The sequence below is a fragment of the Streptomyces sp. NPDC059582 genome, assembly GCF_042735715.1.
GTDB lineage: Bacteria > Actinomycetota > Actinomycetes > Streptomycetales > Streptomycetaceae > Streptomyces.
In genome coordinates this window covers 40314-60439 of sequence record NZ_JBHWCC010000050.1, presented here as the reverse complement: position 1 = coordinate 60439, position 20126 = coordinate 40314, and the positions used below count along the sequence as shown (strand labels likewise).

The 20126-nt window shown below is 72.2% G+C and carries 16 protein-coding genes; 14 read left to right on the top strand and 2 right to left on the bottom strand.

Going from position 1 to position 20126, the window contains the following annotated elements:
* The first annotated feature begins 32 nt into the window (after positions 1 to 32).
* The 5 genes from ACFV0T_RS32775 (at position 33) to ACFV0T_RS32755 (ending at position 7025) form a co-directional block, all read left to right on the top strand.
* Positions 33 to 1586, top strand: a complete 1554-nt coding sequence (locus ACFV0T_RS32775) for a PucR family transcriptional regulator (RefSeq protein ID WP_385787199.1) — start codon at positions 33 to 35, stop codon at positions 1584 to 1586.
* Between the two features lie 185 nt (positions 1587 to 1771).
* On the top strand, positions 1772 to 2614 hold the full coding sequence (locus ACFV0T_RS32770; protein ID WP_385787197.1) for a nitrilase-related carbon-nitrogen hydrolase: 843 nt from the start codon (positions 1772 to 1774) through the stop codon (positions 2612 to 2614).
* A gap of 279 nt (positions 2615 to 2893) precedes the next feature.
* On the top strand, positions 2894 to 4297 hold the full coding sequence (gene hydA, locus ACFV0T_RS32765) for a dihydropyrimidinase (protein WP_385787194.1): 1404 nt from the start codon (positions 2894 to 2896) through the stop codon (positions 4295 to 4297).
* 11 nt (positions 4298 to 4308) lie between these two features.
* Positions 4309 to 5328, top strand: a complete 1020-nt coding sequence (locus ACFV0T_RS32760) for a TIGR03842 family LLM class F420-dependent oxidoreductase (protein WP_385787191.1) — start codon at positions 4309 to 4311, stop codon at positions 5326 to 5328.
* 170 nt (positions 5329 to 5498) lie between these two features.
* Positions 5499 to 7025: an NCS1 family nucleobase:cation symporter-1 gene (locus ACFV0T_RS32755; RefSeq protein ID WP_385787189.1), complete on the top strand. Its 1527-nt coding sequence runs from the start codon at positions 5499 to 5501 to the stop codon at positions 7023 to 7025.
* Between the two features lie 27 nt (positions 7026 to 7052).
* Here ACFV0T_RS32755 and ACFV0T_RS32750 read toward each other — a convergent pair whose 3' ends face one another.
* Positions 7053 to 7721, bottom strand: a complete 669-nt coding sequence (locus tag ACFV0T_RS32750; RefSeq protein ID WP_385787187.1) for a hypothetical protein — start codon at positions 7719 to 7721, stop codon at positions 7053 to 7055.
* 690 nt (positions 7722 to 8411) lie between these two features.
* On the opposite strand from ACFV0T_RS32750, the gene ACFV0T_RS32745 reads away from it, so the two are divergent.
* From ACFV0T_RS32745 to ACFV0T_RS32730, 4 genes are all read left to right on the top strand, one after another.
* Positions 8412 to 10262, top strand: coding sequence for a gamma-glutamyltransferase family protein (locus ACFV0T_RS32745; RefSeq protein WP_385787185.1), 1851 nt, complete (start codon positions 8412 to 8414; stop codon positions 10260 to 10262).
* 106 nt (positions 10263 to 10368) lie between these two features.
* The gene (locus tag ACFV0T_RS32740) at positions 10369 to 11214 is read left to right on the top strand and encodes an inositol monophosphatase family protein (protein ID WP_385787182.1); all 846 of its coding nucleotides are present in this window, start codon (positions 10369 to 10371) and stop codon (positions 11212 to 11214) included.
* A 109-nt stretch (positions 11215 to 11323) separates the two neighbouring features.
* Positions 11324 to 12736, top strand: coding sequence for a phytoene desaturase family protein (locus ACFV0T_RS32735; RefSeq protein ID WP_385787179.1), 1413 nt, complete (start codon positions 11324 to 11326; stop codon positions 12734 to 12736).
* A gap of 354 nt (positions 12737 to 13090) precedes the next feature.
* On the top strand, positions 13091 to 13606 hold the full coding sequence (locus ACFV0T_RS32730; protein WP_385787176.1) for an O-acetyl-ADP-ribose deacetylase: 516 nt from the start codon (positions 13091 to 13093) through the stop codon (positions 13604 to 13606).
* A gap of 62 nt (positions 13607 to 13668) precedes the next feature.
* On the opposite strand, the gene ACFV0T_RS32725 is transcribed toward ACFV0T_RS32730, so the two are convergent.
* A complete protein-coding gene (locus tag ACFV0T_RS32725; RefSeq protein ID WP_385787174.1) occupies positions 13669 to 14256 on the bottom strand; it encodes a histidine phosphatase family protein in 588 nt (195 codons plus the stop codon).
* Positions 14257 to 14523: 267 nt separating this feature from the next.
* Here ACFV0T_RS32725 and lpdA point away from each other — a divergent pair, with 267 nt between their 5' ends.
* The 5 genes from lpdA to ACFV0T_RS32700 all read left to right on the top strand — a co-directional run bounded on the left by lpdA (position 14524) and on the right by ACFV0T_RS32700 (position 20042).
* Positions 14524 to 15936, top strand: a complete 1413-nt coding sequence (gene lpdA / locus ACFV0T_RS32720; RefSeq protein WP_385787171.1) for a dihydrolipoyl dehydrogenase — start codon at positions 14524 to 14526, stop codon at positions 15934 to 15936.
* Positions 15937 to 16060: 124 nt separating this feature from the next.
* Complete coding sequence (locus tag ACFV0T_RS32715) at positions 16061 to 17473, top strand: hypothetical protein (RefSeq protein WP_385787169.1); 1413 nt, start codon at positions 16061 to 16063, stop codon at positions 17471 to 17473.
* The gene (locus ACFV0T_RS32710) at positions 17470 to 17943 is read left to right on the top strand and encodes a hypothetical protein (protein WP_385787166.1); all 474 of its coding nucleotides are present in this window, start codon (positions 17470 to 17472) and stop codon (positions 17941 to 17943) included. The genes ACFV0T_RS32715 and ACFV0T_RS32710 overlap by 4 nt, the downstream gene beginning before the upstream one ends.
* Before the next feature lie 117 nt (positions 17944 to 18060).
* The gene (locus tag ACFV0T_RS32705) at positions 18061 to 19530 is read left to right on the top strand and encodes an AlkA N-terminal domain-containing protein (RefSeq protein ID WP_385787232.1); all 1470 of its coding nucleotides are present in this window, start codon (positions 18061 to 18063) and stop codon (positions 19528 to 19530) included.
* An 11-nt stretch (positions 19531 to 19541) separates the two neighbouring features.
* The gene (locus tag ACFV0T_RS32700; protein WP_385787163.1) at positions 19542 to 20042 is read left to right on the top strand and encodes a methylated-DNA--[protein]-cysteine S-methyltransferase; all 501 of its coding nucleotides are present in this window, start codon (positions 19542 to 19544) and stop codon (positions 20040 to 20042) included.
* The last annotated feature ends 84 nt before the right edge of the window (positions 20043 to 20126 follow it).

The window sequence follows — 20126 nt, the reverse complement described above, 5'->3', positions numbered from 1 at the left end:
ATCCGGTAACGCCACAGCAAGGGAACACCGCCATGACCACCGCCTTGGAACCCGCCCTGTCGGTCCGCCAGGTCCTCACCCTGGAACGGGTGCTCGCCGGGGAGCCCGAGGTGGTGGCCGGCGCGGCCCAGCTCGACCGGCCTGTGCGCTGGGTGCACGTCGCCGAGGCCGCCGACGTCGGAGTGATGCTCAGCGGCGGCGAGATGGTGCTCACCACCGGAGTGCTGCTCGCCGGCGACGAGGACCTCCAGGCCGAGTACATCCGGTCCCTGCACCGGGCCGAGGCCGCGGCCGTGGTCCTCGGACTCGGCCGCGCCTTCCCCGCCCCGCCGGACGTGATGCGCCGCGCGGCCGAGCGCTGCGGGCTGCCCATGGTGGTGCTCCACCGTCCCTTCCCCTTCGTCGAGCTGACCGAGGAGGTCCAGTCCCGGCTGGTCCGGCGGAAGTTCGCCGCGGTCAGCCTCTCCGAGGCCGTCCGCACGGCTCTCACCGCACTCATCACCGCGGGCGCCCCGCTGCAACGCCTCCTCGACGAGGTCGCGCAGCACAGCGCCTGCCCCGTCGTCGTCACCAACCTCGCCCACCGCGTCCTGGCCACCGCGGGCGAGCGGCCGGCCGTGGACGACGTGCTGCGCGACTGGGAGCGCATCTCCCGGCAGGCCGGCGGCAGCGCGGTCGACGGCTGGATCCGCGCCGAGCTGGGCGGGCGGGGGGAGAGGTGGGGCGGGATCGTCCTGTGCGGCTACCGCGGCGACGGCGCCACCGGGCGGCTGCTCGCCGAACGCGCCGCCGAGGCACTCGTCCTGCACCGCATGCTCGGCGGCGGCTCCGCGCACACCTGGGAGGAGCAGTCCGCGCAGAGCCTGCTGACCGACCTGGTCGACGGCGGCGTACCGGCCAGGCAACTGCTGCCCCGGGCGCGGGCCGCCGGACTGCCCGTCAACCGGCGCACCTTCGTCCCGCTGGTCGTGCGCGACGGCGACCCGGGTCAACTCGACCGGGTGCTGCGGCTGCTGGGGCTCCCCGGCCTGGTCGCGGAGCTGACCGAGGGAGTCACCGCCGTCCTGCTGAGCCTGCCGCGAGACCAGGACGCCGAGGCGCTCGCGGCACACTTCGCGACCCGGCTGCGCGCGGAGTCCGGCGCGGCCCGTACGGTCGCCGCCGCCGACGGACGGATCGCCTGGGACGACGTGCCCGCCGGGCTGCGCGAGGCCCGGCATGTCGCCGACGCGGTGGCCGACTCGGCCGCCGCCCTCGACCTGCCGGCGGTCGTCCGGCTGCGGGACGTGCACCTGCGCGGTCTGATCCGGCTGTTGCGGGACGATCCGCAGGTGCAGTCCTTCGCGGAGCGGGAGTTGGACGGGCTGCTGCGCGCTGCTGACGAGGACCTGCTGTCCGTGCTGCGGACGTATCTCGCCACCGGCCGTAACAAGTCCCGTACCGCCCAGCTCCATCACGTCTCCCGGCCCGCGCTCTACCGGCGTCTGGAGGCGATACAGGCCCGGCTCGGGGTCGACCTCGACGACTTCGAGCAGGCGGCCTCGGTGCACATCGCGCTCCTGGCGCATGACGCGCAACAGGGTTGAAACATGGGACGACCTGGGAGAACGGCGGTGAAACATGGGTCGGCGAACGCGTGACACGGTGACACGCCGGACGCCCTCAGACGTGACACCGTGCAACTCAAAGCGGCCCTCCGGGCTTTCTAGGCTCCTGGGGCGGGCGTCGGAAGCGTCGTCCGCCCCAGCGCACCGAGCGACCGGAGGTCCCGATGAGCACAGTGATCCGTGCCGCCCTCTTCCAGACCGCCTGGACCGGCGACAAGGAGTCGATGATCCAGGTGCACGAGCAGGCGGCCCGCGACGCGGCCGCGCAGGGTGCCCAAGTCCTGTGCTTCCAGGAGCTGTTCTACGGACCGTACTTCTGCCAGGTCCAGGACAAGGCGTTCTACGAGTACGCCGAACAGATCCCCGACGGCCCGATCGTCAAGCGTTTCCAGGCGCTCGCCAGGGAACTGGGCATCGTCCTGGTCCTGCCGATGTACGAGGAGGAGCAGCCCGGCGTCCTCTACAACACCGCCGCTGTGATCGACGCGGACGGCTCCTACCTGGGCAAGTACCGCAAGCACCACATCCCGCAGGTCCCCGGCTTCTGGGAGAAGTTCTACTTCCGTCCGGGGAACAGCGGTTGGCCCGTCTTCGAGACGGCCGTCGGGAAGATCGGCGTCTACATCTGCTACGACCGGCACTTCCCCGAGGGCTGGCGCGCACTGGGGCTGGCGGGCGCGGAGATCGTCTTCAACCCGTCGGCGACCTCGCGCGGTCTGTCGGCCTACCTGTGGCAGCTGGAACAGCCCGCGGCGGCCGCGGCCAACGAGTACTTCGTCGGCGCCATCAACCGGGTCGGCGTCGAGGAACTCGGCGACAACGACTTCTACGGGACCTCGTACTTCGTCGACCCGGAGGCCCAGTTCGTCGGCGAGCCGGCCGGCGACAAGGAGACCGAGCTGGTCGTGCGCGACCTCGACCTGGCCAAGATGCGCGAGGTGCGCGACCGCTGGCAGTTCTACCGCGACCGTCGCCCCGACGCGTACGCGCCGCTGACCGCTCCCTAGGGCGTGTTTCGAAAGTCCCGTCCGGCCCGCGACGCCTGGCACGGCGCCTCGCCGCGTTGTCGGGATCGTCCGCGTACGCCCGGTACGCGGACGACCCTCCGCCTCGCGACGCACCGCACCTGACGCCGCGGGCCCCGCCCTCCGGCGGACGACGCCACTTTCGAAACACGCCCTGGCCCGGACCGCCCGCGGTGGGTCCGCCGGTCCGGCGCGCGGAGCGGACCGGCGGCACCGACCGACCTGCACGACACGAGAGTTGACCACGGTAGGAGAGGGAGCATGAGCAGCCGTACCGTCATCCGCGGTGGTCTCGTCATCACCGCGTCCGACGAGATCCACGCCGACGTCCTGATCGAGGACGGCCGTATCGCCGCCCTCGCCGCCTCCGGCACCCCGGCCGCCGAGGCCTGGACGGCCGACCGGGTCGTCGACGCGACCGGGAAGTACGTGATCCCGGGCGGTGTCGACGCCCACACCCACATGGAACTGCCGTTCGGCGGCACGTTCGCCTCCGACACCTTCGAGACCGGCACCCGGGCCGCCGCCTGGGGTGGCACGACGACGATCGTCGACTTCGCGGTGCAGAGCGTCGGACACACCCTGCGCGAGGGTCTGGACACCTGGCACGCCAAGGCCGAGGGCAACTGCGCCATCGACTACGGCTTTCACATGATCGTCTCCGATGTGAACCAGGAGACGCTCAAGGAGATGGACCTGCTGGTCGAGGAGGGCATCACCTCCTTCAAGCAGTTCATGGCCTACCCGGGCGTCTTCTACAGCGACGACGGCCAGATCCTGCGCGCCATGCAGCGCTCCGCCGAGAACGGCGGCCTGATCATGATGCACGCCGAGAACGGCATCGCCATCGACGTGCTCGTGGAACAGGCGCTGGCGCGTGGCGAGACCGACCCGCGCTACCACGGCGAGGTGCGCAAGGCGCTGCTGGAAGCCGAGGCCACCCACCGCGCCATCAAGCTCGCCCAGGTCGCCGGCGCTCCGCTGTACGTCGTGCACGTCTCCGCGCAGGAGGCCGTCGCCGAGCTGGCCCGGGCACGCGACGAGGGCCTGAACGTCTTCGGCGAGACCTGCCCCCAGTACCTGTTCCTGTCCACGGACAACCTCGCCGAGCCCGACTTCGAGGGCGCGAAGTACGTGTGCAGCACGCCCCTGCGCCCCAAGGAGCACCAGGCGGCGCTCTGGAGGGGGCTGCGCACCAACGACCTCCAGGTGGTCTCCACCGACCACTGCCCCTTCTGCTTCGAGGGCCAGAAGGAACTCGGCCGGGGCGACTTCTCCAAGATCCCCAACGGTCTGCCGGGCGTCGAGAACCGCATGGACCTGCTCCACCAGGCCGTCGTCGACGGGCACATCTCGCGCCGCCGCTGGATCGAGATCGCCTGCGCCACACCGGCCCGGATGTTCGGCATGTACCCGAAGAAGGGGACCATCGCCCCGGGCGCCGACGCCGACGTCGTCATCTACGACCCGCACGCCGAGCAGGTCCTCTCCGCCGAGACGCACCACATGAACGTCGACTACTCCGCGTACGAGGGCAGGCGCACCACCGGCCGGGTGGAGACCGTTCTGTCGCGGGGCGAGTTCGTCATCGACGAGCGGGAGTACACCGGACACGCCGGGCACGGTGTCTACACCCCGCGCTCCACCTGTCAGTACCTCAACTAGGAGTGGCGCTCATGGACTTCGGACTCGTCCTCCAGACGGACCCGCCCGCCTCACGGGTGGTCAGCCTGATGAAGCGCGCCGAGCGCAACGGGTTCACGTACGGCTGGACCTTCGACTCCGCCGTGCTGTGGCAGGAGCCGTTCGTCATCTACAGCCAGATCCTCGCCAACACGTCCAAGCTGAGGGTCGGCCCGATGGTCACCAACCCCGGCACCCGCACCTGGGAGGTCACCGCCTCCACCTTCGCCACCCTCAACGACATGTTCGGCAACCGCACGGTGTGCGGCATCGGCCGCGGCGACTCCGCGATGCGGGTCGCCGGCCGCAAGCCCAACACCCTCGCCCGCATCAGCGAGGCCATGAAGGTCATCCGCGCGCTGGGCCGGGGCGAAGAGGCCGACCTCGGCGGCACGGTCGTCAGGTTCCCGTGGATCAAGCCGGGCGCCGAACTCCCGGTCTGGATGGCCGCGTACGGCCCCAAGGCCCTGAAGATGACCGGCGAGGAGGCCGACGGTTTCATCCTCCAGCTCGCCGACCTCTACCTCACCGAGTACATGGTCAAGGCGGTGAAGGACGCGGCCGTCGCCGCCGGACGCGACCCGTCCGAGATCAGGATCTGCGTCGCCGCCCCCGCGTACGTCACCGAGGACGACTCGCCCGAGGCACTCGCCCACGCGCGCGACCAGTGCCGCTGGTTCGGCGGGATGGTCGGCAACCACGTGGCCGACCTGGTCGCCAAGTACGGCGAGCACTCCGCCGCCGTCCCCGACGAACTCACCGACTACATCAAGGCACGGGAGGGCTACGACTACTCGCACCACGGGCGCAGCGGCAATCCCGACACCCGGTTCGTGCCCGACGAGATCGTCGACCGGTTCTGCCTGATCGGCCCGGTCGAGAAGCACGTCGAGAAGCTGAACGCGCTGCGGGACCTGGGCGTCGACCAGTTCGCCGTCTACGACATGCACGACGCCCAGGAGACCGTGATCGACGCCTACGGATCGAAGGTGATCCCGGCCGTCAACGGCTGACCTCCCGAAGCCGACCACCCCTATGAGCTCCCCCCTTTCCACCGCTCCGCCGTTGCGGGAAGGGGGGCCCAGGGCACCCGGAGCCCGTACGTCTGCTCTCTCCGGGGCGCACCCCCCTCGGCGCCGACCCGCACGGCCTCTCCCGTCCCGTCTCATCGATTGGCCTGCCCATGACCGACACCGCCCCCGCGGCCATACCGCCGACCTCCCAAGTCACCCTCGCCGACGGCCGGGTGGAGCTCGCCCCCGGCGCGCCGCCGCCCAGTGGCCCGTACGCCAACGAGGACCTGCTGCCGGTCCCCGTCGAGAAGCGGACCTGGACCACGTACAACTTCTCCGCGCTGTGGGTCGGCATGGCCCACAACACGGCGTCCTGGACGCTGGCCTCCGGTCTGATCGCCGTCGGCATGGACTGGAAGCAGGCGGTGCTCACCATCGCCCTGGCCAACCTGATCGTGCTGGTGCCGATGCTGCTCACCGGGCACGCGGGACCCAAGTACGGCATTCCGTTCCCCGTCTTCGCCCGAGCCTCCTTCGGTGTGCGCGGCGCCAACCTCCCCGCCGTCGTACGGGCGTTGGTGGCGTGCGGCTGGTTCGGCATCCAGACCTGGATCGGCGGCGAGGCGATCTTCTTCCTCGCCGGCAAGCTCATCGGCGACAGCTGGGCCGACGCCTCGCACATCGGCGGCTACCCCTGGACCATGTGGCTGTCGTTCGCGATCTTCTGGGCGATCCAGGTCGCCGTCATCTACCGGGGCATGGAGACGATCCGCCGCTTCGAGAACTGGGCCGCGCCCTTCGTCCTCGTCGGCGCGTTCGTGATGCTGTGGTGGATGAGCAGCAAGGCGGGCGGCTTCGGCCCGCTGTTCGACCAGCCGTCGAAGCTGGGCTGGGGCGCCGACTTCTGGAAGCTGTTCGCGCCGTCCCTCATGGGCATGATCGGCTTCTGGTCCACGCTGTCGCTGAACATCCCCGACTTCACCCGCTACGGCAAGAGCCAGAAGGCCCAGACATGGGGCCAGGCACTCGGTCTGCCGACGACGATGACGCTGTTCGCCTTCCTGTCGGTGCTGGTCACCTCCGGCTCGCAGGCCGTCTACGGCGAGGCCGTCTGGGACCCGGTACAGCTGGCCGCCAAGACCGACAACGTCGTGGGCCTGCTCTACGCGCTGGTCACCGTGCTGGTGGCGACCCTGTCCGTGAACATCGCGGCCAACCTGGTCTCCCCGGCCTTCGACTTCTCCAACATCGCGCCCCGGCGGATCAGTTTCCGGGCCGGAGCCCTCGCCACCTGCGTCCTCGGTGTGCTGATCTTCCCGTGGAAGCTGTACTCCGATCCTCAGGGCTACATCTTCACCTGGCTCGGCCTCGTCGGCGGTCTGCTCGGCACGGTCGCCGGCATCCTCATCGCCGACTACTGGATCCTGCGCCGCGGCCGGCTCGACCTCGCCGACCTGTACTCCACGGGCGGCCGCTACTGGTACGACGGCGGCTGGAACTGGCGGGCCGTCGTCGCCTTCGTGGTCGGCGGCGTCCTCGCCGTCGGCGGCGCCAGCTTCAAGCCGCTGATCGACGGGCGGCCCGTCCCGGCCCTGGAACCCCTCGCCGACTACGGCTGGGCGGTCGGCCTGGGCACCTCGATGCTGCTCTACCTCGTGCTGATGCTGCTCAGGGGCCGGGAGGAGCGCACGGTCTGACGCGGGGCCCGGAGGGCGGTCGAGGGCTCAGGCCTTCCGACCGCCCTCCAGTGCCGCCATCGCGTCCTTGGCCGCCTTGATGGCGCCCTTGTTGATCTCGTCCGTGCTCGGCGCCTTCTTCGTCTCGAAGTCGCTGCCGTTGTAGGTGATGACCACCAGCGCGTTGGACGCGCGGACGATGACCTCGCCCTCGCGCGTCTGCTGCTTGTCCTCGGTGGTGAGGTTCACGATCGAGTAGGCGGTGTCACCGAGACCCGGAACATCTCCTCCGCCGCTTTTGTCTGCGATTCGCCCCTTGTACGTCTTCTCCGCCGCCGCTTCCGATTCCGTGATCTCGAAGGAGACGTCCAGCCAGCGGTAGTCGAACCCCTTCAGCGCGTTCCAGGAGCAGGTGCGCCGCGCCTTCGTGTCCGTCGACGGTATTTCCTTGCCGTCCGTCTTGGCGCCCGGCACCAGCGCCTTGATCGTCTTCGTGGTCACGCTCGCGCACGGGGCGGGAGCGGCGGCGTACGACTTCGCCTCGGCCGTCGACGACGGCGCCGAGGCGGCCGCCGTGGGCGTCTTCTGGGTCGGCTCGTGCCCGGCGGCCGGCGCGGGGGCGAACGGTCCGGACGTCAGCGACCAGCCGGCGGCGGCGAGCACGACGACCGGCGACAGACGCGCGGTGAGGGCGAGCGGCAGTGGCAGAGAACGCAAGGCGCACTTCTCGTGGGGGTCGGTGCGGAGGGTGTCCACACTGGGGACGGGACGCCAGTGTCACACGACTGACTGTGGGGCGGAAGTGTGAACTCGCTGCGTACTTGCGCGGTCACAGCAGTCGGTAACTCCTGAGTCGTGTGACCCGATTTGTCCCCCCGTTCGGCGGCCGTTCGCCGTCCCGTGCGCGCACCGGAGGTCCGGGCGGCAGCGAGGTTCCCGGCCCCGCACCGAGGCGCGGCCCGTCGCCTCTTCGCTCTGAACGGGCTTACCGGACAGGGGTGTTGCGCGTGAGGACGGGCGTTCTCGGCGGCGGCCGGTGGGCGCCGGGGCGTCGCCGGCCGGGGGAGAGGCGGCCGGTGGGCGCCGCCTCCCGCGCGCAACCGGGCGACCCCGTGGCGGAGTTCACCCGACCAGTACGGGGTCGAGGGTCGGTCGACCGTGGGCGGACGGCGGACGGCGGACGGTGGACGGCGGACGGTGGACGGCGGACGGTGGACGGTGGACGGTGGACGGCGGCCGGTGGACGGCGGCCGGTGGACGGCGGCCGGTGGAGGGCGGACGGCCGTCGGTACGCGCGTGCGGAAGACGGCGGCCGTCGGAACGCGCGTGTGGGCGGACGGCGGACGGCGGCCACGCGTGCGTGCGTACGATCACAGGACCGGCCGCCGCGCAGTGAGGAGTCCGCCCGTGTTCACCACCCGACCCACCCTCCAGGGCACCTTCGGCATGGTGTCGTCCACCCACTGGCTGGCCTCGCAGTCGGCGATGGCCGTCCTGGAGGACGGCGGCAACGCCTACGACGCCGCCGTGGCCGGCGCCTTCGTGCTGCACGTGGTCGAGCCGCACCTCAACGGACCCGCGGGCGAGGTGCCGATCCTGCTCGCCCCGGCGGGCGGCGAGGTACGGGTGCTGTGCGGGCAGGGTGTGGCCCCGGCGGGGGCGACGGTCGCGCACTACCGGGGACTCGGTCTGGAGCTCGTACCCGGTACGGGCCCCCTCGCCGCGGCCGTCCCCGGCGCGTTCGACGCCTGGCTGCTGTTGCTGCGCGACCACGGCACCAAGACCCTCTCCGACGTCCTGAAGTACGCCATCGGGTACGCCGAACACGGGCACGCGCCCGTGGAGAACGTCGGCGCGACCGTCGAGACCGTCCGGGAGCTGTTCGAGACGGAGTGGACCTCGTCGGCGGACGTGTACCTGCCGGGCGGGAAGGCGCCACGGCCGGGTGAGCTGTTCCGCAATCCGGCCCTCGCCGCCACCTGGAAGCGGCTGCTGTCCGAGGTCGCGGGAGCGGGTGACCGGGAGGCGCAGATCGAGTCCGCGCGGGAGGTGTGGCGTACCGGCTTCGTCGCCGAGGCGCTCGTGCGGCAGGCGCGGCGGCCCACCCTGGACACCAGCGGCGAACGTCACACCGGCACGCTCACGGCCGCCGACCTGGCGGGCTGGTCCGCGTCCTACGAGGCGCCGGCGACCTACGACTGGAACGGCTGGACCCTGTGCAAGGCCGGAGCCTGGAGCCAGGGGCCGGCCCTGCTCCAGCAACTCGCCCTGCTCCCGCCCGAGCTGCCCCGGTACGGGTCCGCCGAGTACGTCCATCTGCTGGTCGAGGGCTGCAAGCTCGCCATGGCCGACCGTGAGGCCTGGTACGGGGACGCGGCCGACGTACCGCTCGACGACCTGCTGTCGGCCGACTACAACGCCCGGCGGCGGGCCCTCGTCGGCGACAAGGCCTCCTACGAGCTGCGGCCCGGCGCCCCCGGCGGCCGCCCCCCGCGGCTGAGCGCCCACGCGCACGTGGTGGCCGACGACGGCCCCGGCTTCAACCCCATGGGCGCGGGCGAGCCGACGGTCGCCCAGCGTCCGGCACCGTCCCGAGTGCCGTCCCCCGCGCCGTCCCGGCCGGGCGAAGCGGAGGTGCGCGCCGACGGCGTCACCCGCGGCGACACCTGCCACCTCGACGTCGTCGACCGCTGGGGCAACATGGTCGCCGCCACGCCCAGCGGCGGTTGGCTCCAGTCCAACCCCGTCGTCCCCGAACTGGGCTTCCCGCTGGGCACCCGGCTCCAGATGACCTGGCTGGAGGAGGGGCTGGCGAACTCCCTCACCCCGGGCCGCCGGCCCCGCACCACCCTCACTCCCTCGCTCGCGCTGCGCGACGGGGTGCCGGTCATGGCGTTCGGTACGCCCGGCGGGGACCAGCAGGACCAGTGGCAGCTGCACTTCTTCCTGGCCGTCGCCCTGCGGGGCCGGGCGCGCGGCGGTCTCGACCTCCAGGGCGCGATCGACGCCCCGAACTGGCACAACGACGGCTTCCCGAGCTCCTTCTACCCGCGCGGCATGCGACCGGGGAGCGTCACCGTGGAGTCCCGCATGCCCGCCGAGGTGGTCGAGGGACTGCGGCGGCGCGGCCATGACGTGACGGTGGCCGACCCCTGGTCCGAGGGCCGGCTGTGCGCGGTCGCCCGGGACCCGGAGAGCGGGATCCTGTCGGCGGCGGCGAACCCGCGGGGCATGCAGGGGTACGCGGTCGGACGCTGAGCGCGTAGTTCGCCGCGCGGGCGGCGGCACCGGGTATTCATGGGGATTCCACCCGCTGTGCACCGGACGGGCGGGGATTGTCAGTGACGCGTGCTCTCATGGAGGCATGATCGAAGAACTGGAAACCATCGACGAGTTTCTCGCTCGCCACTCGACCGACGTGCAGGACGCCCTCCGTGAAGCCGCCGCCGCCGAGATCATGCCGCGCTTCCGCCGGCTCGCCGCGCACGAGGTCGACCAGAAGAGCGGCCCGCACGACCTGGTCACGGACGCCGACCGCAACGCCGAGCTGCATCTGACGAGGGTACTTGAGGCCCTGCTGCCCGGGTCCGTCGTCGTCGGCGAGGAGGCCGTGCACGCCGACCCCACGACGTACGAGGCGATACAGGGCGACGCGCCCGTCTGGATCGTCGACCCGGTCGACGGGACCCGCCAGTTCGTCCAGGGAGACGACGGCTTCTGCACGCTGGTCGCGCTCGCGCGGCGCGGAGTGGTGCTCGCCTCGTGGACGTACGCCCCGGCCCGCGACCAACTGGCCACGGCCGTCCGGGGCGGTGGCGCCCACCTGGACGGCGAGCGGCTCCTGGCCGGTCCGCCCGCACCCGGCCGGGACCTGGAGATCGCCACCTCCCACCCCGACTACACCACCGACGAGCAGAAGCGCGCCCTGCTGGGCCTGTCGGCGGACGGGTTCGCGCCGCGCGCCTGCGGCTCGGCGGGCCTGGAGTATCTCGCCGTCGCCCGGGGCGAGTTGGACGCCACCGCGTTCTCCTGGGAGGCGGCCTGGGACCACGCGGCGGGCCTGCTGCTGGTCGAGGAGGCCGGCGGCATCCATCTGACCGTTGCGGGCGAGCCGTTCCGGATCACGGGAGGAAACGTTTTGCCGTTCACGGCGGCGCGCGACGGGGCCACCGCCCGCCGGGTGCTGGAGGCGCTGACGGCCGGCGCCTGACCGCCAGGTCACCGCGCCGATCCCACCCGCGCCGTGAGGTGTGTCAGTCCCCCGGCATATCCTGACTCCAGTGGCCATCGGCAGACGAAGGAGTCCGAAGGTGCCGTCGATGCTCGATGCGGTCGTGGTGGGTGCGGGGCCGAACGGACTGACGGCTGCCGTGGAGCTGGCCCGCCGAGGTTTCTCCGTGGCCCTCTTCGAGGCACGTGACACCGTCGGCGGAGGAGCCCGCACCGAGGAACTCACCCTCCCCGGCTTCCGTCACGACCCCTGCTCGGCGGCGCACCCGCTCGGCATCAACTCACCCGCCTTCCGGGCGATGCCGCTCGAACGCTTCGGCCTCGAATGGCTGCACGCCGAGCTGCCCATGGCGCACCCCTTCACCGACGGCACCGCCGCGGTCCTGTCCCGGTCGGTCGCCGAGACCGCCGCCTCCTTCGGACCGCGCGACGCGGGGGCGTACCGAAGACTGGTCGAGCCGTTCCTGCCCCGATGGGACACGCTCGTCCACGACTTCATGTCCCTGCCGCTCACCGCGCTGCCCCGCGACCCGGTCACCCTCGCCCGTTTCGGTCTCGTCGGCCTGCCCCCGTCCACCTGGCTGACCCGCCGCTTCCAGGACGAGCGGGCCAGGACCCTGTTCGCCGGCCTGGTGGCGCACGTCATGGCCCCGCTGGGCGGCCTGGCCACCAGCGCCGTCGGCCTGGTCTTCGCCCTCGCCGCCCACGCCCGCGGCTGGCCCGTGGCCCGCGGCGGCTCCCAGTCCGTGTCCGACGCCCTGGCCGCCTACCTTCAGGACCTCGGCGGCGCCATCCACACCGACTACGAGGTCAAGCGCCTCGACGACCTGCCGCCCGCCCGCGCGTACGTCTTCGACACCTCGCCCACGGCCCTGGCCCGTATCGCCGGCTTCGGCCGGTACTACGAGGGGTACCGGTACGGCCCCGGTGTCTTCAAGATCGACTACGCGCTGGACGGTCCCGTCCCCTGGACCGCGAAGGAAGCGCGCGTCGCCGGCACCGTGCAGGTCGGCGCGGACAGCGCGGAGATCGGCGCGGCACTGCGCGCGGTGTCCCGGGAGGACCGCGCGCCGAGAAAGCCGTTCCTGATCACGGTGCAGCCCAGCGTCGTCGACCCCGGCCGGGCCCCGGCGGGCAAGCACGTCTTCTGGGCCTACGGCCATGTCCCCAACGGCTGGACCGGAGACCTGACGGACGCCATAGAGCGCCAACTGGAGCGGTTCGCACCGGGTTTCAGGGACCGCGTCCTCGCCCGCGCCACCGCGGGACCGCCCGAACTCGCCGTCCGCAACGCCAACTACGTCGGCGGCGACATCGCCACCGGCGCGGTCTCCGGGCTCCAGATCATGCTGCGCCCGAAGCTGTCCCTGTTCCCCTACAGCACCCCGCACCCGGCCGTGTTCATCTGCTCCCAGGCCACTCCGCCGGGCCCCGGCGTCCACGGCATGGCGGGGCACAACGCGGCGAAGGCCGTATGGCGCAGGCTGAGGCAGCAGCCGTAGGAGGGACGGGCCCGCCGACATCCGACCGCCCGGGCGGTCGAGCACGCTGACGCCCGCCCCGGCGCGGTCGAGCGCACCGGCACCCGCTCTCGGCGCGGTCGAGCACACCGCACCCGACCTTGACGTGGTCGATCACGCTGGCACCCGCCCTCAGCGCGGCCGAGCAGGCTGGCACCCCCGCCGAGGTCGGACACGTGGGAACCCCCCTCGACGCGGTCGAGCAAACCGACACCGACCTTGGCGCGGTCCAGCACACCCGCACCGCCCCCGGCGCGGTCGAGCGCACCGGCACCCGCCCCGACGTGGTCGAAACGCAGCGGCGTCCGGCCCCGGCGGGCTGGTATAGAGGCAGCCATGACCACCATCACCCTCGTCCGGGGCGACATCACCCGCCAGTCCGTCGACGCCATCGTCAACGCGGCGAACTCCTCGCTGCTCGGCGGAGGCGGCGTCGACGGGGCGATCCACCGGCGAGGAGGCCCCGCGATCCTGGCCGACTGCCGCAAGCTGCGCGCCTCCCACCACGGCAAGGGTCTGCCCACCGGCCAGGCGGTCGCCACCACCGCCGGCGAGCTGGACGCCCGCTGGGTGATCCACACCGTCGGCCCGGTCTGGTCGGCCACCGAGGACCGCTCGGAGCTGCTGGCGTCCTGCTACCGGGAGTCGCTGCGGGTCGCCGACGACCTGGGGGCCCGTACGGTCGCGTTCCCGGCCGTGTCCACCGGCGTCTACGGCTGGCCGATGGACGACGGCGCCCGGATCGCGGTGCAGACCGTGCGCGCCACGGAGACCTCGGTCGAGGAGGTCAGGTTCGTCCTCTTCGACGAACCGGCGTACGAGGCGTTCGCGGGGGTCACCGGTCAGGGCTGACCAGGGCTCAGCGAGCGCGCCCGAGCAGTGCTCACCGGGGGTGCCGCACCGCGCCGCGACCGTCAGCGCGGATCGTCTCCCGTCCGGCCGAGGGCCCTGCCGAGCCCCAGGTTCCAGCGCCCGGCACGACCGCTGAACTCGGTCACGGTCAGCGGTGGCACATCGATCCGCCAGAACGCCGACTCGGGCGCCGCCAGCGCCCGCACCGTCATGGCCCGTACGATCTCGGGCTCCACGACGGCGACCGTCCGCCCCGAGAGCGCCGCGATCTCGTCCATCCAGTGCGCCACCCGCGCGCACAGCTCGCGCAGCGACTCCCCGCCGTGCGGGGCCGCCGCCGGGTCCGACAGCCAGGCGGTGACGCCGTCCGGCTCGTCGGCGCCGACCTCGGCGAGCGTCCGGCCCCGCCAGCGCCCCACGTCGAACCCCGCGGGCCCGGCCGCGACCACGCCGTCGAGGCCCAGCGCCGACGCCGTCTCCCGGCACCGCACGGTGGGGGAGACGAACGTCCGCTCGGCCGCGGGCACCGCACCCGCGGCGGACCGCGCACGCGCCGACCCGGTCGCGTCCAGCGGGCACCCGTCGTCGAAACGGGCCTCCCGCAGCGCCGCACTGATCGCGGGTGAGATCAACATCACTCGACTGGTCACTCGCCCACTCTCCTGGTCGTCGTCCCGGCCGCCGACACGGCGGATCCGGCCCGGCCGCGCCACTGTATGCCCGACCGGAGCCGCCGCTGTATGCCCGACCGGAGCCGCCGCCGGCCCGCGGCTTCCCGGGCCGGGCGGTGCACCCGCCCGCTCGCCACGCCGCTGGACCGTGTGGCGCGAAGGAGGCCGGGACGAAACAATCCGGGAGGCACCGGGCATCGATCGGCGCCCCGGTGGACGCCTCATCTCACCGAAAAGGAACTCCTCATGGTCGAGCTGGACGAGCGCTTCGACGTCGTGGTTCTCGGCGCGGGCCCCGGCGGTTACGTGGCCGCCGTGCGGGCCGCCCAGTTGGGCAAGCGCGTCGCCGTCGTCGAGGAGAAGTACTGGGGCGGTGTCTGCCTCAACGTGGGCTGCATCCCCACCAAGGCTCTCCTGCGCAACGCCGAACTCGCCCACATCGTCACCCGCGAGGCCAAGACCTTCGGCATCAAGGTCGACGGGGAGGTCTCCTTCGACTACGGCGAGGCGTTCCGGCGCAGCCGCCGGGTCGCGGACGGCCGGGTCAAGGGCGTGCACTACCTGATGAAGAAGAACAAGATCACCGAGCTCGACGGCCGCGGCACCTTCCTCGACCCGCACACCCTCCAGGTCGCCGGCTACGACGGCGACACCCGCACCATCGGCTTCGACCACGGCATCATCGCCACCGGCGCCACCCCCAAGCTGCTCCCCGGCACCCGCCGTACGTCCCGCGTGGTCACGTACGAGGAGCAGATCCTGGCCGAGGACCTGCCGCAGTCCATCGTCGTCGCGGGTGCCGGCGCCATCGGCATCGAGTTCGCCTACGTCCTGCACAACTACGGTGTGAAGGTCACGATCGTCGAGTTCCTGGACCGCATCGCGCCGCTGGAGGACGTCGAGGTCTCCGCCGAACTCGCCAAGCAGTACCGCAGGCTGGGCATCGACGTGCTCACCTCGACCCGCGTCGACTCGATCGACGAGTCGGGCCCGCAGGTCCGCGTCACGGTCACCGCCAAGGACGGCTCCCAGCAGGTGCTGGAGGCCGACAAGGTGCTCCAGGCGATCGGCTTCGCGCCGAACGTCACCGGCTACGGCCTGGAGAACACCGGGGTGACCGTCACCGAACGCGGCGCGATCGACGTCGACGGCCACTGCCGCACCTCGGTGCCGCACCTGTACGCCATCGGCGACGTCACCGCCAAGCTCATGCTCGCGCACAACGCCGAGGCGATGGGCGTGATCGCCGCCGAGACCCTCGCGGACGCGGAGACCATGGAGCTGGACTACGTGATGATCCCGCGGGCCACGTACTGCCAGCCGCAGGTCGCCAGCTTCGGCTACACCGAGGCACAGGCCCGTGAGCTGGGCTACGACGTGAAGGTGGCGAAGTTCCCCTTCACCGCGAACGGCAAGGCGCACGGCCTCGGCGACAGCACCGGCTTCGTGAAGCTGATCAGCGACGCGAAGTACGGCGAGCTGATCGGCGGTCACCTCATCGGTCCCGATGTCACCGAACTCCTTCCCGAGCTCACCCTCGCCCAGCAGTGGGACCTCACCGTCCACGAGGTGGCCCGCAACGTCCACGCCCACCCCACCCTGGGCGAGGCGGTCAAGGAGGCCGTGCACGGCCTCGCCGGACACATGATCAACATGTGAGGTCGCCTCCCCGGGCGCGCGGTGCCGTTCACCCGGACGGCCCCGCAACGCTCGCCGCCGTCGTACGCGCGCGATCTCCTGGCATCCACCGGACTCGCAGTGCCGACGGATGAGGGAGACCGCCATGCCGGACCGTCCCGCCCACGGCGCCGACGCGTCCGGCCGGAGCGGGTCCGCCGCGCCGAGCGACCTGGAGCAGTTGCGCGCACGGATCGCGGCGCTGGAGGCGGGAGGAGCCACCGGGCGCCCGCGGCGTCACCCGGTGCGGTCGCTGGTCGCCACCGTCCTCGTCGTGCTCGGCTGTCTGCTCGCCCCCCTCGGTGTGGTCGCCGCCTGGGCCGACGCCATCGTCGGCGACACGGACCGCTACGTCGAGACCGTCGCGCCCCTCGCGTCCGACCCCGACATCCAGAACGCGGTGGCCGACCGCGTCACCGGTGTGGTGACGCAGCACCTCGACCTGCCCAAGCTGCTGGAGGGGGTGGCCCCGGAGCAACGGCCCCTGCTGGAGAAGGCCCTGGGCGCCCTGGGTGGCTCCCTCGAAGGCGCGGTCGGCAGCTTCGTGCACGACAAGGCGCGCGAGGTCGTGGCCTCAGACGCCTTCGACCGGATCTGGACCGACGCCAACCGCAGGATCCACAGCAGCCTGGACAAGGCGCTGACGGGCAGCGGCGGCGGCGCGGTCAAGCTGGAGAACGACGCGGTGACCGTGGACCTCGCCCCGGTCGTCGACCAGGTCAAACAGCGCCTCGTCGACTCGGGCATGACGGTCGCGGGGAAGATCCCGCAGATCCACACGAACATCACGGTCGTCCGGTCCGACGAGATCGGCAAGGTCAAGACCTACGTCCGGCTCCTCCAGATCGCCGGTCTGTGGCTGCCCGTCGTCGCCGTCCTGCTGGTCGCGGCCGGCATCCTGCTCTCGGTCCACCGCCGCAGAACCCTGATCGTCGCGGCGCTCTGCTTCGCCTTCGCCACACTCCTGCTGGGCGTGGCGCTGACGGTCTTCCGGGCCGTTTACCTGGACGCCCTCCCGAGCGGCGTCTCGCAACCCGCCGCGGCCTCCGTGTACGACGCGCTGACCCGCTTCCTGCGCACCTCGGTACGGACGGTGGTCGCGCTCGGCGTGGTGGTCGCCGTCGCGGCCTGGCTGACCGGACCGGGGCGCCACGCCGGTCTCGTACGGCAGCTGTGGCACTCGGGCATCGGCGCGGTCCGCGCCACCGCCGACCGCGCGGGGATGCGGACCGGGCCGGTCGGGCCGTTCGTGCACCGCTTCCGGGCCTGGATCACCTGGATCCTGGTCGCCGGGGCGGTCCTGGCGTACGTCCTGTGGCCGTTCCCGACCGGCTGGGTCGTCATCGGCCTCGCGCTCGCCCTGCTCCTCGCGCTCTGCGTCGTCGACTTCGTGGCGCAGGACGGCCCGCGCGACGCGGACGGCCCGCGCGGCACACCGACCGGCGGGGGACCGCACCCCGGGGACACACCGACCGGCGGGGGACCGCACCCGGGGGACAACGAGAGGACAACCGTATGAGCCAGAGCACGGCGCAACCGGCCGGAGACCCGCATGGCGGCGCCGGCACCTCGTGGAACAGGCCGCCGGGCGGCGCCGACCCGTCGTACCGGCACGACAGCTGGGTCAGCGGCGGCGTCGCGTTCGCCGGTGTGCTGATGCTGTGCAGCGGTGTGCTGTCCATCCTCCAGGGCATCTCCGCGATCGCCCGGGACGACGTCTACGCGCGCGTCGGCCTGTACGTCTTCGAGTTCAGCCTCACCGGCTGGGGCTGGATCCACCTGATCATCGGCGTCCTGGTGGCCGTCACCGGCGCGGGCCTGCTCAAGGGCATGACCTGGGCCCGGTTCGCGGGCCTGTTCTTCGTGTCGCTCAGTCTGATCGCCCAGTTCCTGTTCCTGCCGTACGCGTTCTTCTGGCCGATCACCATGATCGCGATCGACCTGTTCGTGATCTGGGCGCTGGCCTCCCGGCAGGAGGGCGCGGGCTGATCCCCGGCGGCGATCTGGAGTGATCCGTGGACGCCCTGGACAGCCGAGGCTCATGTCGGATTCCCGCCAGCCTCGGCCCGTCCGGTGGACGATGCTGGACGCATGCAGAACAACGGGATGCACGCCGACCGAGCGCGCTGCGTACGCGCCGTCCAGTCCAAGGACGCGCGCTTCGACGGCTGGTTCTTCACGGCCGTCCTGACCACCCGTATCTACTGCCGGCCCAGTTGCCCGGTCGTGCCGCCCAAGCCGGAGAACATGACGTTCTACCCGAGCGCGGCAGCCTGCCAGCAGGCAGGCTTCCGGGCGTGCAAACGCTGCCGCCCCGACACCAGCCCCGGTTCCCCGGAGTGGAACCAGCGTGCCGACCTGGTCGCCCGCGCGATGCGGCTGATCGCCGACGGTGTCGTGGACCGCGACGGCGTGCCCGGCCTCGCCGCCCGTCTGGGCTACAGCACTCGCCAGGTCGAACGCCAGCTGTTCGCCGAACTCGGCGCCGGCCCGCTCGCCCTCGCCCGTGCCCAGCGCGCCCAGACGGCACGCCTGCTCATCGAGACCACCGCGCTTCCCATGGCGGACATCGCCTTCGCGGCCGGCTTCGCCTCCATCCGCACCTTCAACGACACCGTCCGCGAGGTCTTCGCGCTCGCCCCGACCGAGCTGCGCGCCCGCCGCCCGAAGGTGACCAACGCCCTCACCCCCGGCGTGCTCACCCTCCGCCTCCCGTTCCGCGCCCCGCTCAACCCCGACAACCTCTTCGGCCACCTCGCGGCGACCGCCGTACCGGGCGTGGAGGAGTGGCGGGAGGGCGCCTACCGGCGCACCCTCCGGCTGCCGTACGGGCACGGCATCGTGGCGCTGAGCCCGCGGCCCGACCACATCGCGTGCCGTCTCACCCTCAGCGACCTGCGCGACCTGCCCGTCGCGATCAGCCGCTGCCGCCGCATGCTCGACCTGGACGCCGACCCCGTCGCGGTCGACGACCAACTGCGGACGGACCCGTTCCTCGCGCCCCTCGTCGACAAGGCCCCCGGCCGGCGCGTCCCGCGCACCGTCGACGAGGCGGAGTTCGCCGTACGGGCGGTGCTCGGCCAGCAGGTCTCCACCGCCGCCGCCCGCACCCACGCGTCCCGCCTGGTCACCGCGCACGGCGAACCGGTCGACGACCCCGAAGGCGCTCTCACCCACCTCTTCCCGGCACCGGAGGCACTCGCCGCCCTCGACCCCGAGACGCTGGCCATGCCCCGCACCCGCCGTGCGACCTTCACCACCCTCGTCACCCAGCTCGCCGACGGCTCGCTCCACCTGGGCGTGGAGAGCGACTGGCAGGAGGCCCGCGCCCGCCTGCTCGCCCTGCCCGGCTTCGGCCCCTGGACGGTCGACGTCATCGCCATGCGCGCCCTGGGCGACCCGGACGCCTTCCTCCCCACCGACCTCGGCATCCGCCGCGCCGCACAGGAGCTGGGCCTGCCCTCGACCCCGGCGGCCCTCACCGCCCGCGCGGCGGCCTGGCGCCCCTGGCGGGCCTACGCGGTCCAGTACCTCTGGGCGACGGACAGTCACCCCATCAACTTCCTCCCGGTATAAGGACGTTCACCATGAGCACCACGAGCCGCACCCTGCGGCACACCGTCGTCGACAGCCCGTACGGCCCGCTCACCCTCGTCGCCGACGACGGCGTCCTGAGCGGCCTCTACATGACCGACCAGCGCCACCGCCCATCGGAGGAGACCTTCGGGCCGCCGGACGCCGCGCTTTTCCACGCGGCCGAGGAACAGCTGGAGGCCTACTTCGCGGGCGAGTTGAAGGAGTTCACCCTCGAACTGCGCCTGGCCGGAACACCGTTCCAGCGCACTGTCTGGGAACAGTTGCGCAGGATCCCGTACGGCGAGACCCGCTCCTACGGCGAACTGGCCGACGCCCTCGGCAACCCCAAGGCCTCCCGTGCCGTGGGCCTCGCCAACGGCAAGAACCCCATCGGCATCATCGTGCCCTGCCACCGCGTCATCGGCGCGAGCGGCAGCCTCACCGGCTACGGCGGTGGCCTGGACCGCAAGCAGCGACTGCTGGACTTCGAACGAGGGTCGGCGCTGTTCTAGGGCGTGTTCCGGAAGTGGCGTCGTCCGCCCGGAGGGCGGGGCCCGCGGCGTCCGGTGCGGTGCGTCGCAAGGCGGAGGGACGTC